General features: G+C 57.5%; 16 protein-coding genes. 4 read left to right on the top strand and 12 right to left on the bottom strand.

Annotation, left to right across the window (positions count from 1 at the left end):
- Position 1: 1 nt before the first annotated feature.
- From flgJ to JOE33_RS22310, 5 genes are all read right to left on the bottom strand, one after another.
- Positions 2 to 1,255 carry a flagellar assembly peptidoglycan hydrolase FlgJ gene (gene flgJ, locus JOE33_RS22330; RefSeq protein WP_187625837.1) on the bottom strand — a complete coding sequence of 418 codons (1,254 nt, stop codon included), beginning with the start codon at positions 1,253 to 1,255 and terminating at the stop codon, positions 2 to 4.
- A gap of 10 nt (positions 1,256 to 1,265) precedes the next feature.
- On the bottom strand, positions 1,266 to 2,375 hold the full coding sequence (locus JOE33_RS22325; protein WP_003347335.1) for a flagellar basal body P-ring protein FlgI: 1,110 nt from the start codon (positions 2,373 to 2,375) through the stop codon (positions 1,266 to 1,268).
- Positions 2,376 to 2,388: 13 nt separating this feature from the next.
- Entirely contained in the window at positions 2,389 to 3,102 is a 714-nt protein-coding gene (gene flgH, locus JOE33_RS22320) for a flagellar basal body L-ring protein FlgH (protein WP_010428035.1), read from the bottom strand.
- 84 nt (positions 3,103 to 3,186) lie between these two features.
- Positions 3,187 to 3,975 carry a flagellar basal-body rod protein FlgG gene (flgG, locus tag JOE33_RS22315; RefSeq protein WP_002554310.1) on the bottom strand — a complete coding sequence of 263 codons (789 nt, stop codon included), beginning with the start codon at positions 3,973 to 3,975 and terminating at the stop codon, positions 3,187 to 3,189.
- Positions 3,976 to 4,021: 46 nt separating this feature from the next.
- Positions 4,022 to 4,762 (bottom strand): flagellar basal body rod protein FlgF, encoded by a 741-nt coding sequence (locus JOE33_RS22310; RefSeq protein WP_096102589.1) that lies wholly within the window; start codon positions 4,760 to 4,762, stop codon positions 4,022 to 4,024.
- A gap of 283 nt (positions 4,763 to 5,045) precedes the next feature.
- Here JOE33_RS22310 and JOE33_RS22305 point away from each other — a divergent pair, with 283 nt between their 5' ends.
- Positions 5,046 to 5,228 carry a hypothetical protein gene (locus JOE33_RS22305; protein ID WP_010428040.1) on the top strand — a complete coding sequence of 61 codons (183 nt, stop codon included), beginning with the start codon at positions 5,046 to 5,048 and terminating at the stop codon, positions 5,226 to 5,228.
- A gap of 59 nt (positions 5,229 to 5,287) precedes the next feature.
- Here the strand turns inward: JOE33_RS22305 and flgE are convergent, their stop codons facing one another.
- The 4 genes from flgE to flgB are packed head-to-tail and all read right to left on the bottom strand — an operon-like array spanning position 5,288 to position 8,207.
- Complete coding sequence (flgE, locus tag JOE33_RS22300) at positions 5,288 to 6,625, bottom strand: flagellar hook protein FlgE (RefSeq protein ID WP_010428042.1); 1,338 nt, start codon at positions 6,623 to 6,625, stop codon at positions 5,288 to 5,290.
- Positions 6,626 to 6,650: 25 nt separating this feature from the next.
- Positions 6,651 to 7,340 carry a flagellar hook assembly protein FlgD gene (gene flgD, locus JOE33_RS22295; protein WP_010428043.1) on the bottom strand — a complete coding sequence of 230 codons (690 nt, stop codon included), beginning with the start codon at positions 7,338 to 7,340 and terminating at the stop codon, positions 6,651 to 6,653.
- Positions 7,341 to 7,355: 15 nt separating this feature from the next.
- On the bottom strand, positions 7,356 to 7,796 hold the full coding sequence (gene flgC, locus JOE33_RS22290; protein ID WP_002554316.1) for a flagellar basal body rod protein FlgC: 441 nt from the start codon (positions 7,794 to 7,796) through the stop codon (positions 7,356 to 7,358).
- Between the two features lie 3 nt (positions 7,797 to 7,799).
- Positions 7,800 to 8,207: a flagellar basal body rod protein FlgB gene (gene flgB, locus JOE33_RS22285; protein ID WP_003316778.1), complete on the bottom strand. Its 408-nt coding sequence runs from the start codon at positions 8,205 to 8,207 to the stop codon at positions 7,800 to 7,802.
- Between the two features lie 293 nt (positions 8,208 to 8,500).
- On the opposite strand from flgB, the gene JOE33_RS22280 reads away from it, so the two are divergent.
- Positions 8,501 to 9,271 carry a hypothetical protein gene (locus tag JOE33_RS22280; RefSeq protein ID WP_235810014.1) on the top strand — a complete coding sequence of 257 codons (771 nt, stop codon included), beginning with the start codon at positions 8,501 to 8,503 and terminating at the stop codon, positions 9,269 to 9,271.
- A gap of 27 nt (positions 9,272 to 9,298) precedes the next feature.
- A complete protein-coding gene (locus JOE33_RS22275) occupies positions 9,299 to 10,078 on the top strand; it encodes a hypothetical protein (protein WP_236274200.1) in 780 nt (259 codons plus the stop codon).
- Between the two features lie 46 nt (positions 10,079 to 10,124).
- On the opposite strand, the gene JOE33_RS22270 is transcribed toward JOE33_RS22275, so the two are convergent.
- Together JOE33_RS22270 and cynS are read right to left on the bottom strand one after the other, a co-directional pair.
- The gene (locus JOE33_RS22270) at positions 10,125 to 10,598 is read right to left on the bottom strand and encodes a nuclear transport factor 2 family protein (protein ID WP_010428047.1); all 474 of its coding nucleotides are present in this window, start codon (positions 10,596 to 10,598) and stop codon (positions 10,125 to 10,127) included.
- Between the two features lie 10 nt (positions 10,599 to 10,608).
- Entirely contained in the window at positions 10,609 to 11,076 is a 468-nt protein-coding gene (cynS, locus tag JOE33_RS22265) for a cyanase (protein WP_010428048.1), read from the bottom strand.
- Between the two features lie 73 nt (positions 11,077 to 11,149).
- On the opposite strand from cynS, the gene cynR reads away from it, so the two are divergent.
- The gene (cynR, locus tag JOE33_RS22260; protein WP_010428049.1) at positions 11,150 to 12,064 is read left to right on the top strand and encodes a transcriptional regulator CynR; all 915 of its coding nucleotides are present in this window, start codon (positions 11,150 to 11,152) and stop codon (positions 12,062 to 12,064) included.
- Between the two features lie 93 nt (positions 12,065 to 12,157).
- On the opposite strand, the gene cheR is transcribed toward cynR, so the two are convergent.
- Entirely contained in the window at positions 12,158 to 12,985 is an 828-nt protein-coding gene (cheR, locus tag JOE33_RS22255; protein ID WP_003347319.1) for a protein-glutamate O-methyltransferase CheR, read from the bottom strand.
- Positions 12,986 to 13,023: the final 38 nt, after the last annotated feature.

Genomic DNA, 13,023 nt, shown 5'->3' with positions numbered 1-13,023 from the left:
CTTATAAAGTCGTGGAAGAGCCCGCTGCAGCGGCGTAAGTCTGGTAACTCTTCATCTGCTTCGCAATCTGCGAAATCTTGCTGGCATAGTCCGGGTCAGTGGCGTAGCCGGCTTTCTGCAATTCTTTTACAAACTGTTCCGGTTTATCGGCCGAATTGACCACTTCTTTATACCGGCTGTTGTTCTGCAACAAGCTGACCAGATCGTGGAAGCTGTCGGCATAGGAATCGTAGGAACGGAAGTCCGCCGTTTCCTTGACCATCTTGCCGTCACGGAACTCGCTGGTGATCGCGCGCGCTTCGGCACCCTTCCAGCTGCCCGCCGCCTTGATACCGAAGAGGTTGTGACTGCTGCTGCCGTCCTGCTGACGCATGATCGATTTGCCCCAACCGGTTTCCAGTGCCGCCTGCGCCACCAGCATGACCGGATCGACGCCGATACGTGCTGCGGCTTCCTTGGCCAGTGGCAGCATGGTTTCGACGAACTGATCGGCGTTGCTGAACGCACGCTTGGCCGGTGCCAGCGGCGGCTGGGCCATGGAGCGCACGTACTCCGGCGCCGGAGCCAGGTTCGGATCAAGTGTCCAGTCGCCGTTGTTGCCAGTAGCACCGGCTGTCGCGCGAGCGGGTATCGGGCTGTTGCCGACGGCCGTTGTAGCGGAAGGCACGATGCCGGCCAACAGACGGTCGGTCAGTTTGGCGGGCAGCGACAGACGGCGCGAGTTGAGCAGCGCCATATCATTGCGGCCTTCTCCGGACGCCGATGCGGCAGCCGCTGCCTGATCGGCAGCCGCCGAGCGCGTGGCCCACAAAGGACGCTGATAGACGCTGGTCGCCAGACCGGTCTTGGCCGGTGCAGCATCAGTAGCGGCCGTTGCAGCCTTGGCGGCGTCGGTCGTAGTGGTCGGCGCGGCGTGGTTTATCCCCTTGTCTTTCGACAATTGGCGCATCAGCACATCCTGCAAACCGATACCGTTGCCACGGGTGGACAGCGTGACCGCCAGTTGCTGGTCATACATATCCTGATACTGCCGCGTCGCCGCAGTGTTCATCGGGTTGTCCTTGGCCAGCACTTCGTTGGCCGAACGCATGGCCTTGAGCATCTGGCTGACGAACAGCGATTCGAACTCGCGGGCCACTTTCTTCTGGTTTTCCACACTGTCCTTGTCGCCATGCTTCAGCGACGCCAGACGGTTGACGTCGGTATAGGCACCCGAGTCCACCGCCGACGAAATTCCGCTCTTGGGCATATCCATGCTCGAATCCTCAGATCACGATCAGGTCGGCTTGCAACGCGCCGGCTTGCTTAAGGGCTTCGAGAATGGCCATCAGGTCACCGGGCGCAGCGCCCACCTGATTGACCGCGCGAACGATCTCATCCAGCGTGGTGCCTGGACCGAACTTGAACATCGGGTGCAGCTCCTGCTGGGCATTGACCCGCGAGCGCGGCACTACTGCAGTCTGACCGCCGGACAATGCACCCGGTTGGCTGACGATCGGGTCTTCGGTGATGGTCACGGTCAGGCTGCCGTGGGTCACGGCAGCAGGCGAAACCTTGACGTTCTGGCCGATGACGATGGTGCCGGTCCGCGAGTTGATGATGACCTTGGCAGCGGTCTGGCCCGGATCGACTTCCAGGTTTTCAAGAATCGACAGGTAATCCACACGCTGGCCCGGATCAAGCGGCGCGGTCACGCGCACCGAACCACCGTCCAGTGCCTGGGCGACGCCCGGGCCCAGCAATTCGTTGATCTTGTCGACAACCCGCTTGGCCGTAGTGAAGTCGGAGCGATTCAGGTTCAGGGTCAGGGTGTTGCCCTGATTGAAGCCGCTCGGCACCGAGCGCTCGACCGAAGCTCCGCCAGGAATGCGCCCCGACGACGGGACGTTGACGGTGATCTTCGAACCGTCACGACCTTCCGCGTCGAAACCGCCAACCACCAGGTTGCCCTGCGCAATGGCGTAGACGTTGCCATCGACACCTTTCATCGGTGTCATCAACAGCGCACCGCCGCGCAGGCTCTTGGAGTTACCGATCGAGGAAACGGTGATATCGACGGTCTGGCCCGGCTTGGCGAAGGCAGGCAGATCCGCGTAAACAGCGACCGCCGCAACGTTTTTCAACTGCACGGTGCCGGAGCCGGCAGGAACCTTGATGCCGAACTGCGACAACATGTTGTTGAAGGTCTGCAGGGTGAACGGGGTCTGGGTGGTCTGGTCACCTGTACCATTGAGACCCACGACCAGACCGTAGCCGATCAGCTGGTTGGCCCGTACGCCGGAGATGCTCGCGATGTCCTTCAGACGCTCGGCGTGAACGCCGAACGCTGTGGACAACAACAAGGTCGCCGCTATCAGTTGTTTGAGCTTGATCATGTCTATCCCGCTATCAGAAAGGGAACAACGGGCTGAGGAAGAACCGGTCGAACCAGCCTGGCTGGCTGGTATCGGCAAAGGCTCCGGTCCCCGAATAGGTAATACGTGCATCAGCGATACGGGTGGACGACACGGTGTTGTCGGTCGCGATGTCGTCAGCCCTGACCAGGCCGGCAATCCGCACCAGTTCATCACCGGTATTGAGGGTCATCCACTTCTCGCCACGCACCGCCAGAATGCCGTTGGGCAGCACATCCGCAACCGTCACGGTGACCGAACCGGTCAGGCTGTTGCTCTGTGCGGCCTTGCCATCACCCTTGGTGGACCGCGCGCCGTTGTAACCGGCGTTGAGGCTCAGGTCGTTGCCGCCGATCGGGTTATTGGTGGTCAAACCCGAACCGAACAGCGAGGTCAGACCAATGCTGTTGGTGCTGTCCTTGGACATTGCCGAAGTGGCTGCCTTGCTCGCCGCCATACGCTCGGAAAGCGTGATGGTGATGATGTCGCCGATACGGAAGGCCTTGCGGTCGCCGTACAGGTTCTGCTCGAAGCCGGCCTGATAGATGGCGCCATTGTTGGCAGCCGCCGACATGGGCGTACGCGGCAACACCGGAGCGTAATAAGGGTCATTGGGCTTGGCCGTCGGCGCAACACAGCCGGACAGCAAGGTGATCCCGCACAATGAAGCGATCAACACTGAAAAACGCGGAACACTAAGGCGGTTCATGACACTTGAAACCTCGCGGTGTAACAGGCGCTTATCAGGCGCCCCATCGGATTGAGCGGTTCTACGAGCAGCGACATCAAGGACTTACAGGTTCTGAGTCAGGTTTTGCAGCATCTGGTCAGCGGTCGAGATCACTTTGGAGTTCATCTCGTAGGCGCGCTGAGTGGTGATCATGTTGACCAGTTCCTCAACGGTGCTGACGTTGGAGTTTTCCAGGGTGTTCTGCAGGGTCGGGCCCAGGCCGTTGAGGCCAGGGGTGCCGATCTGCGGCGCGCCGCTCGAACCGGTTTCCAGGTACAGGTTGCCGCCGATGGCCTGCAAGCCGGCCGGGTTGATGAAGTCGGCGGTCTGGATGTTGCCGATGATCTGCGGTGTCGCAGTGGCACCTGCCAGTGTGACGGACACAGTACCGTCCTGACCGACCGTGAAGGTCTGGGCATTCTGCGGAACGACAATCGCAGGCTCGAGGGCGTAACCGTTGGCCGTCACGATCTGGCCGTTGGCGTCGAGGTGGAACGTACCGTCACGGCTGTAGGCAACGGTGCCGTCCGGCTGGGTCACCTGAAAGAAACCGCGACCGTTGACCGCCAGGTCCAGCGGGTTGTTAGTGGTCTGCAGGCTACCGGCAGTGAAGTTCTTCTGCGTACCGACAATGCGCACACCGGTACCCAGCTGCAGGCCGGAAGGCAGTTCGCTATCCTGAGTGGACTGGGCACCCGGCTGGCGTTTGATCTGGTACAACAGGTCCTGGAACTCGGCACGGTCACTTTTGAAACCGGTGGTCGAGACGTTCGCCAGGTTGTTGGAGATGGTGGTCAGGTTGGTGTCCTGAGCGGCAAGACCGGTTTTGGCGACGTATAGTGCAGGAAGCATGTGTGTTCTCCTCGAGCGCCGGTTTGTCGGCGCAAGCTGTCATTGATTAGCCAATTTGCAAGACGCGAGCCATAGACTGATCGTCTTCTTCGGCGGTCTTCATCATCTTGACGTGCAATTCGAATTGACGGGACAAGGCCAGTACCGAAGTCATTTCCTCGACCGCATTGACGTTGCTCGCCTGCAGAAAGCCGGACTCGACCTGAACGGTGGCATCTGCGTCGGCAGGCCTGCCGGTCTTGGTGTGGATCAGGCCGTCAGGGCCCTTCTCCATGGTCTTCAGGTCAGGCTTGACCAGCTTGATACGGTCGACCTGTGCCATCACCTGCGGACTCTCGCCCAGCGAACGAATGCTGATCGTGCCGTCGGCGCCGATCTCGATCTGCTGCTGAGGCGGCACGGCAATCGGACCGCCGTTGCCCATAACCGGCAAACCGCTGCCGTCGCGCAATACGCCGAGAGCATCGATGTTCATGCCGGAACTGCGGGTATAGGCTTCACCGCCGTCGGGCGTCTGCACTGCGATCCAGCCATCACCCTTGACGGCGATGTCCAGTTCACGACCGGTCTGCACCATGGCACCGGCGGAAAAGTCGGTCCCCGGACGCTCACTCATGGCGTAGGCGCGCGATGGCATGACCTCGCCAAACACCGGCATCGAGCGGGCCTGTTCAAGGTCACGCATGAAACCGTTGGTCGAGACGTTTGCCAGGTTGTTGGCATGAGCCTTTTGCGCGATCGCGTTTTCGGATGCACCGCTCATTGCGACGTAAAGCAACTTGTCCACAGTCTTCCTCCTCCGACAGACGCTTGCCGCCTGTAGCTGTTCTGAAAGGGTTAAAGCAATTTTTGAACCAACTTATCAGGCTCGATACAAATGCTTGATTAGCCAGCAAAAACAGGCACCGGTCGCCTGCCTCTCGGCAAAGTGCCAGCCAATAGCGGCGGCGGACTGCCGCCCACCTCACGCCAAACCTCGCGCAACGCCAAAAAAACTTCGCAGGTACGCGCAGACAGCCTGATCGACAGTGATAATCTGACCGACATCACAGCTCTCATCGGGAACCGCCATGTCTTTTCGCGTGTGCATTGTCGGCATCGCGGCAGCCAGCCTCGCCCTGCTCGCCCAGGCCGCTCCCGCGCATTACTACAAATGGCAGGGCGACAGTCGGATCGTTTGTGCCCAGACCAGTCCCGGCCCGGGCTGGAAACGCTTGAAAGGTCACTTCATCAAGGCCGACTGCTCGATTTGATCACTCACAAAAAAGCCCCTGTTTCAGGGGCTTTTTTACCATTTGACCAGCGACGCTTATTACGTCATCTGAATAGTGGTCTGCATGATGGTGCTCTGCGTAGAGATGGTCTTGGCGTTAGCCTGATAGTTGCTTTGCGCCTTGATCAGGTTGACCAGCTCAAGCGTCAGATCGACGTTGGATTCTTCCAGCGCCTGACCGGTGACATAACCCAGAGTCCCCGACTGCGGAGCGCCAGTGCCCGGGATGCCCGAAGAGAAGGTTTCGCGCCAGTTGGTCCCGCCAGCAGGCGCAAGGCCTTGCACGTTGGCAAAGGACGTCAGGGAAACCTGGCCGATGACCTTGGACTGACCATTGGTGTAAGACGCGAACAGTTTACCGGAGGCATCTACGCTCATGTCCTTGATCTGACCTGCCGCGTAGCCATTCTGCGCCTGCGCCGAACGGCCTGTTGCCGAAGCGGTCTGCGTCGAAGCCGTCATGTCCAGCTGGATACCCGAAGCAACACCCGCAGCGCCGTTGGGACCCCAGGTGGCCGAATTACCCGTACCGGTCTGAATAGCCGGTACCCAGTTGGTCACCTTGAAAGTGCCGTCGGCGTTGACCGCCACGTTAGCGCTTGGCGAAGGTGAAGTCGGCGTGGTGCCGGTATTGATGATCAGCGACCCAGAAGAGTCGAACGTCAGATTGTTTGCATCAGGCACCGTGCTGGCCGGATTACTGATATTACGCCCGTCAATCAGCGAGTACATGGTCCAGCTATTCGTACCATTCTTGGCAAAATAGCTTTCCATCCTGTGCTCGTTGCCTTGTGAGTCAAAGACGGTGGTGCTGTAAGTATCGTTGTAGGTTTTGGAATTGGTGGCATCAAACGGAGTGACCGTCGGAATGGCCGATGTCGAGTTGAGGTTGGCAGTGTTGGTAATCATGCTGGTCGGACTTGCCAGCTGGTTGGAGCTGTCCACTCGCAGATCACCGGAAGAGCCGACCATGACCGTGCCGTTTGCATCAACGTTATAACCCTGAAGGTTCATGCCCGAACTGTTGACGACGTAGCCGTCCTTGTCAGTATGGAAGGCGCCTGCACGGGTATACAACGAATCACCCTTGTTGCTGAGCATGAAGAAACCATTGCCATTGATGGCCAGGTCAAGTGAATTGCCTGTGCCGGTGGTCAGGCTGCCTTGGGAAAACTGCTGAGAAACAGCGGCCGTGGTAACACCGCTGCCGACACTTGTGCCGCCCGACGTGCCGCGAATCGATTGTGCGTACTGGTCAGCGAATTCGATGCGCGAACTTTTGAATCCAGTGGTCGCCACGTTGGCAATGTTGTTGCCGGTAACGTCGAGACTTTTGTTTGCAGCATAGAGCCCACTAAGGCCGATATTGAAAGACATGTTTCACTCCTGCGCCGTAGCGGCTCTACAATCCGATGGTTTGAACTTTGGACAGGGCAACACTGCCGCTGGCCAGGTTAAGCATTGTTTCCGCGCCATTGACACCCAGCGTGACGCTGTTGACCGTGGCGGGCAGGTAAGTCGCAAACTGGGTGTTCTTGCCGTCAACCGCGCCTTCCGCCTTGAAGCTGTAAGTACCCGAGGGCAGCGCAGTGCCGCTTGAATCGGTACCGTCCCAGGCGAAGTTGGTCGTGCCGGCGGCCTGGGCTCCCAGATCGACACTGTCAACCAGGTTCGATTGTGCGTCGTATACCTTGACCGTTGTCGCCGAGGTTGCAGCCGGAACCACGATCGAACCGGTCAGACCCTTGGTCGTGTCGACCGAGGTGCTGCCCGAATCAATGATCACTGAACGACCCACCAGCGATGAAGCCTGCAAGGCCTGGGACGACTTGTAACTGGTTGCAATCGTGTCAACGGTCGACGTCAGGTTCTGCATGCTTTCGAGGCTGCTGAACTGCGCCAGTTGCGCCACGAACTGGGTGTTGTCCTGTGGGTCCAGAGGATTCTGATTCTTCATCTGCGTCACGAGCAGTTGCAGAAACGAATCCTTGCCCAGCGTGCCGGTAGAATTCGTCGCCGTAGGCGTCGGGTTCTGCAGCGAATTCAGAAACGTCGATGAGACGCTGGTTGCTGAGGTGTTATCAACGGCCATAACTTTCGCCTTCTATCACTGACCGAGGGTCAGAACCTTCTGCATCATGGATTTAGCGGTGTTCATGATTTCCGCGTTGGTCTGGAAAGACCGGCTGGCAGAAATCATGTCGGCCATTTCTTCCACGACATTGACGTTGGGGTAATAGACATACCCGTCCTTGTCAGCGGAAGGATGATTGGGCTCGTAACGTGCTTCGAGGTTCGAGCTGTCTTCGATGATGCCGTTGACCTGAACGCCCTGCCCGGCTTCGCCCTGATCCTGAAACAAAGAACCACCGGTCGACTGCTGACCCTGCATCACGGTGGCGAACACCGGGTGACGGGCACGATAGGTCTGGTCCATGCTCGAAGACACGGTCTCGGCGTTGGCGATGTTGCTGGCCGTGGTGTTCAGACGCGTGGTCTGGGCACTCATGGCGCTACCGGCAATGTTGAACACATTGGCTAGTGACATGAATTATTCTCCGCGAAGGGCTGCAACCAGCCCCTTGAACTTGCTATTGAGCAGTGTAAAGCTGGCCTGGAAGCCCATGGCGTTCTCGGTGTAGCTGGCCTGCTCGACCTGGGAATCAACGGTGTTCTGGTCCAGCGAAGGCTGCGACGGAGTGCGATACATCAGCGTTCCGTCGTCATTGCCCATGCCCTCGGCTTCGATATGGCGGCTGTTGGTCTTGTTCAGCGCGAAGTGACCGTTCTGGGCCTTGTCGGTTTCGGCAGCCAGCACCGAAGAAAACTCCAGATCGCGAGCCTTGAAGTTCGGGGTGTCGGCGTTGGAAATGTTGTTGGCCAACACCTCTGCCCGCTGAGCCCGGAAGTTGAGGGCCTTTTCATGTATGCCTAGCGCTTTATCGAAGCTGATGCTCATTTCGGGAAACCTTTGCCGGTTGACCTGATTCTGTTGTTACTGACAAAGCAATCGGCGTGCCATGTTGTAAAAGCCAATGTTTGCAGGGTCTGCAGGCGGCGGCGAGGCGGCAATGCCAGAAAAGCGGCAAGGCATTTCCGCTGTGGAGGGGCAAAGCGGCAAGGGGAGTGCCGTTTTTTTGCCAGTATGGGGGTGTAGCTTGGGTGAATCGTCTTGTATTTGCGCTACAGGATCGTGGTAATGACCGATACACTCAGGCGCACAAGGAATAGGGATTAGAAAGGAGCTTCATCTTGGTCGACTCAATAGGCAAGAACAGTAACCCGAGCATTAACACTGCAAAAGCCGTGGTCTCCCCCACCACCTCACCACTCACCCGCGATCCCTCTGCCACCTCAAACGAAAAACTGGATTCAGGCAAACTTTCTTCTCTTTCTGTGCAACTCAGCGAAAGCGCGACGCGTGCGGCGTCAAGAGATGCGAGCCTTGACCGTAACGCCTTGAGTGAAAAAAACAGCCAGTTGACAGAGCAACTGGTAGGAAGCAGTTACGACGCCAATAAAGCCAGTCACGATGCCGAAGTCCCCCAAAGCAAAGATTCTGATCGCCTGGAACGCGCAAAAAACGCGACTGAATTCGTTACTGGCAGTGGAAAGAACCCGTTTTCCGGCATGTCCCGAGACCAGCTTTCACTCATCGCCTATGACGAAAGCGGCGACTTTACAGTCAACGAAAAAAAGTCAGCCTGGCTGGAGTCCTATCGCCAAGAGAGGGTATGGCGCCAGCAAGTTGTAGCCGAAGGAAGCGCTGAATACAGTAAGACCGGCAAGCTGACTGACTTTTACACATCGGTTCTCGATCACTATAAAGGGCTGCCAGCCATCGAGCAGTCGCAATACCCTTCCAGCTATGGAACCAAACTTCAGGACTGGATTGATCAAGACTTCAACTACAAAACGCACGCCACTGAAGGTAATGCTTATGATAAAAGCCTTCTGAACAAAATCCTCGATCCTGACAGCGCGATATTTTCAGGCGAAGGCGCTGCCGACACTGAATCTTGAACGTCTACTATTAAAGGGAGTTTTATTTTGGTCACCTCCGTCAATACGAACGGCAGCACTGGCGCTACGGCACGCACCCACTCACTTTCATCTACCACTTCAAACTCCCCCCGCCCCCCTTCTGCCACCTCAAACAAAACGCAGGACTCAGGCAAGCTTTCTTCTCTTTCTGTGCAACTCAGCGAACGCGCGACGCGTGCGGCGTCAAGAGATGCGAGCCTTGATCATGATGCACTAGGGGCGAAAGCAGCTGAGCAGCTTGACCAGATCATTGGCCGACGCTACGACGTCAACAAGGCTAAAAATGATGCCGAGATGCCTGACACGACTGATCCCGAACTGCTGACACGCGCGAAGAAAGCAACTCAATTCGTAAACGGCGGTAGAGAGAATCCTTTCGCAGGCATGTCTAGAGATCAACTGTCACTGATCGCCTACGACGAAAGCGGAACATTTACCGTAAACGAGAAGAAAGCTGCGTGGGTTGAGGACTTCAATCAGGAATCCTTGTGGCGCCAGCAGTTTGCGGCCAAGGCGATGGCGGAATATAACAGCACTGGGAAACTCAACAACGCGTTCGGTGAATCTCTGGAGCATTTCAAAGGATTGCCTGCCATCGAAAAAGCGCAGTACCCGGAGAATTATGAATCCAAAATACAGGGCTGGATTGATCAAGACTTCAATTACCTGACCAATACGGCTGAAGGCAAAAGTGACGCTCAAGATTTCATCGGCAAGCTTCTGACCCGTAATGAAAGCTTATTTGGCGACAGCGCATCAGCCGCCGACTCACCATCCACCGAATGAAAGTCCGGGAGGTTTTCGATAATCACCGCCCGGACAACGCTTTCAATCAGAGACCCAGCTCGCTCAAACCCGGGTGATCATCCGGTCGGCGTCCCAATGGCCAATGGTATTTGCGCTCGGACTCGGCGATCGGCAAATCGTTGATGCAGGCAAAGCGCCGTTGCATGAGGCCGTTTGCGGCGAACTCCCAGTTCTCATTGCCGTACGAGCGGAACCAGTTGCCGGAGTCGTCGTGCCATTCGTAGGCATAACGCACTGCAATGCGGTTATCGGTAAATGCCCACAGTTCCTTGATCAACCGATAATCCAGTTCCTTGCGCCACTTGCGCTCAAGGAACGCCTGAGCCTCTGCGCGACCATTGACGAACTCGCTGCGGTTACGCCAGTAGGTGTCTTCGGTGTAGGCCAGCGCGACTTTCGCCGCATCGCGCGAATTCCAGCCATCCTCGGCGCCGCGGACTTTCTGTATGGCGGTCTCCAGGGTAAAGGGTGGAAATGGCGGTCTTCCTTTATCACTCATCTCAGCGTCCTCAGAACGGTTTATAGGGCAGGAATTTTCCATCGAGGGTGATCACGGCTCGCTCGCCCCCTTCAGGGTCTTCGACTTTCTTGATGTCGAGCTTGAAGTTGATTGCGCTGATGATGCCGTCGCCGAACTGCTCATGCACCAGTGCTTTCAGCGTTGTGCCGTAGACCTGAACCATTTCATGGAAGCGGTAGATGGTCGGGTCACTGGAGACGTCTTCGACATTGCCGCGCAACGGGATGGTTTGCAGTTCGGCGACCGCGTCCCGGTCCAGCCCGAGACGCTCGGCGACCACCTCGGCCACCGCTTCCGGCAAGGGGTGCTGACCAAGCAAGGCAGCGGTGACATACACCACGCTCAACCCCGTACCTTCTGCGAGCCCCACCCAGGTCAGGTTCTTTGCAGTCTTGGCCTGCAACACACGTTCAGTCAGATGCTGGCGCGGCGCCCTGGAAATATTGCTGTGCGGCATTGGTAACCCTCCGGAATGAATTCACGTCAACCACAGCATCGGTAAGTATCACCATAAGATCCAAGACTGATTTATGATCATCGCCATAACCCTGACTTATGGTGATGCCGTGCTGTTACGCCACATACGCTATTTGCTGGCAGTCGCTGACCATGGCAATTTCACCCGGGCGGCCGAGGCCCTGCATGTCTCCCAACCGGCGTTGTCACAGCAGATCAGGCAACTGGAAAGCAATCTGGGGGTGCAACTGTTCGACCGCACCCGCCGCAGTGTCGTGCCGACCGATGCCGGCCGTGTGTATCTGGACCACGCGCGTCGCTGCCTGCTTGAGCTGGATGCCGGAAAGCGTGCGCTCAACGATGTCAGCGATCTGTCACGCGGACAATTGCGCCTCGGCGTCACGCCAACCTTCAGTGAATACCTGATAGCGCCGCTGATCGATCGCTTCAGCGCGCTGTATCCTGGCGTGGCAATCATCCTCACAGAGCTGCCCCTGGAGCAGATCACCGAGGCATTGATCAGTGACGCGCTCGATCTGGCCATCGGTTTTGCCGGCAGTCACGGTGTCGAGATAGACGGCCAGCCTCTATTCGATGAACAACTGTGCCTGGTCATGGCCAAGCCTGGCCTCGAGACTCAGGTCGCGCTGACACTTGAGGACCTGCAGGCGCTTCGCTTTGCCTTGCTGGCCCCTGGATTTGCCACTCGCCAACTGCTGGATACCTGGTGCCAGACGCAAAACTTCAAGCCGACGGTCGGCCTTGAAGCCAACTCGATTGCCATTTTGCTCAAGGTCGTCGCCCAAGGCCGCATGGCTACCATTCTTCCCGATGCCATCGTTCGCGAGCAGCCTGGGTTACGCGAAGTTCAGACAATCCCTGCCCTGCCAGGGCGGACGGTTGCGCTGCTGCGGCGTAAAAACGGATACCAGAGTGCCGCAGCAAACGCTTTTGCAAAACTGGTGAGCAGCAGTAGAACGCACACATGAACCCAATGGGCAAACGATAAGGGCTGGTTTCAGTCGCCCACAAAAAAAGAGACCCGAAGGTCTCTTTTTTCATGACAGACAACTGACAGAGCGTCACTTGGCCTTGTAGATGATCCCGGGGCTGCACTGAACCATCTGGTAGTGATCAGGCAGACCGTTGAGCGCTTCGGAAGCCCCAAGAAACAGGTAGCCGCCTGGCTTGAGCGTGCCATGGATGCGCAGCAGAATGTCTTTCTTCACTTCGGCGGAGAAGTAGATCAGCACGTTGCGGCAAAACACGATATCGAATTTGCCCAGCGAGGCGTAGCTGTCGAGCAGGTTGAACGAGCGGAACTCGACACGACTCTTGATCGGCGCCTTGACCACCCAGCGGCCCGGGCTTTTCACGTCAAAAAAGCGCTGCAGACGATCCGGCGACAGGCCGCGGCCGATGGCCAGGCTGTCGTATTCGCCCGTCTTGCAATTATTGAGCATCAAGCCTGACAGATCGGTTGCGACGATCTGCACGCCCGATTTGAGCTGCCCCTGGTTGGCACGTTCGAACTCATCGATGGACATCGACAGCGAATACGGTTCCTGTCCCGACGAACAGGCCGCCGACCAGATGCGCAGTCGCTGACCGGGGCTGGCCTTGATCTGCTCGGGCAGCACTTTGTTCTTCAGCACTTCGAACGGATAGGTATCGCGAAACCACAGGGTTTCGTTGGTGGTCATCGCATCGACCACCTGCTCGCGCAAGCCACTGCGCGGCTGGGTCTGAATACGCTGGACCAACTCGCCAAGCGACTTGATGCTTTGCTGCTCCATCAATTTGTTGAGGCGGCTGGACACCAGGTACTGCTTGTTTTCCCCAAGCAGGATGCCACAGGCTTTTTCCAGAAATACCCGGAACTGATCAAAATCCAAATTACCCGTAGACAAAGTGCCGCCTCTCAAATCATGTGAATCACCAGGGACGA

It is taken from the genome of Pseudomonas sp. PvP027, assembly GCF_017833005.1.
GTDB classification, from domain to species: Bacteria; Pseudomonadota; Gammaproteobacteria; order Pseudomonadales; family Pseudomonadaceae; genus Aquipseudomonas; species Aquipseudomonas congelans.
Note: the sequence above shows the minus strand (reverse complement) of the source record. Positions and strands in the feature narration are given on the sequence as shown.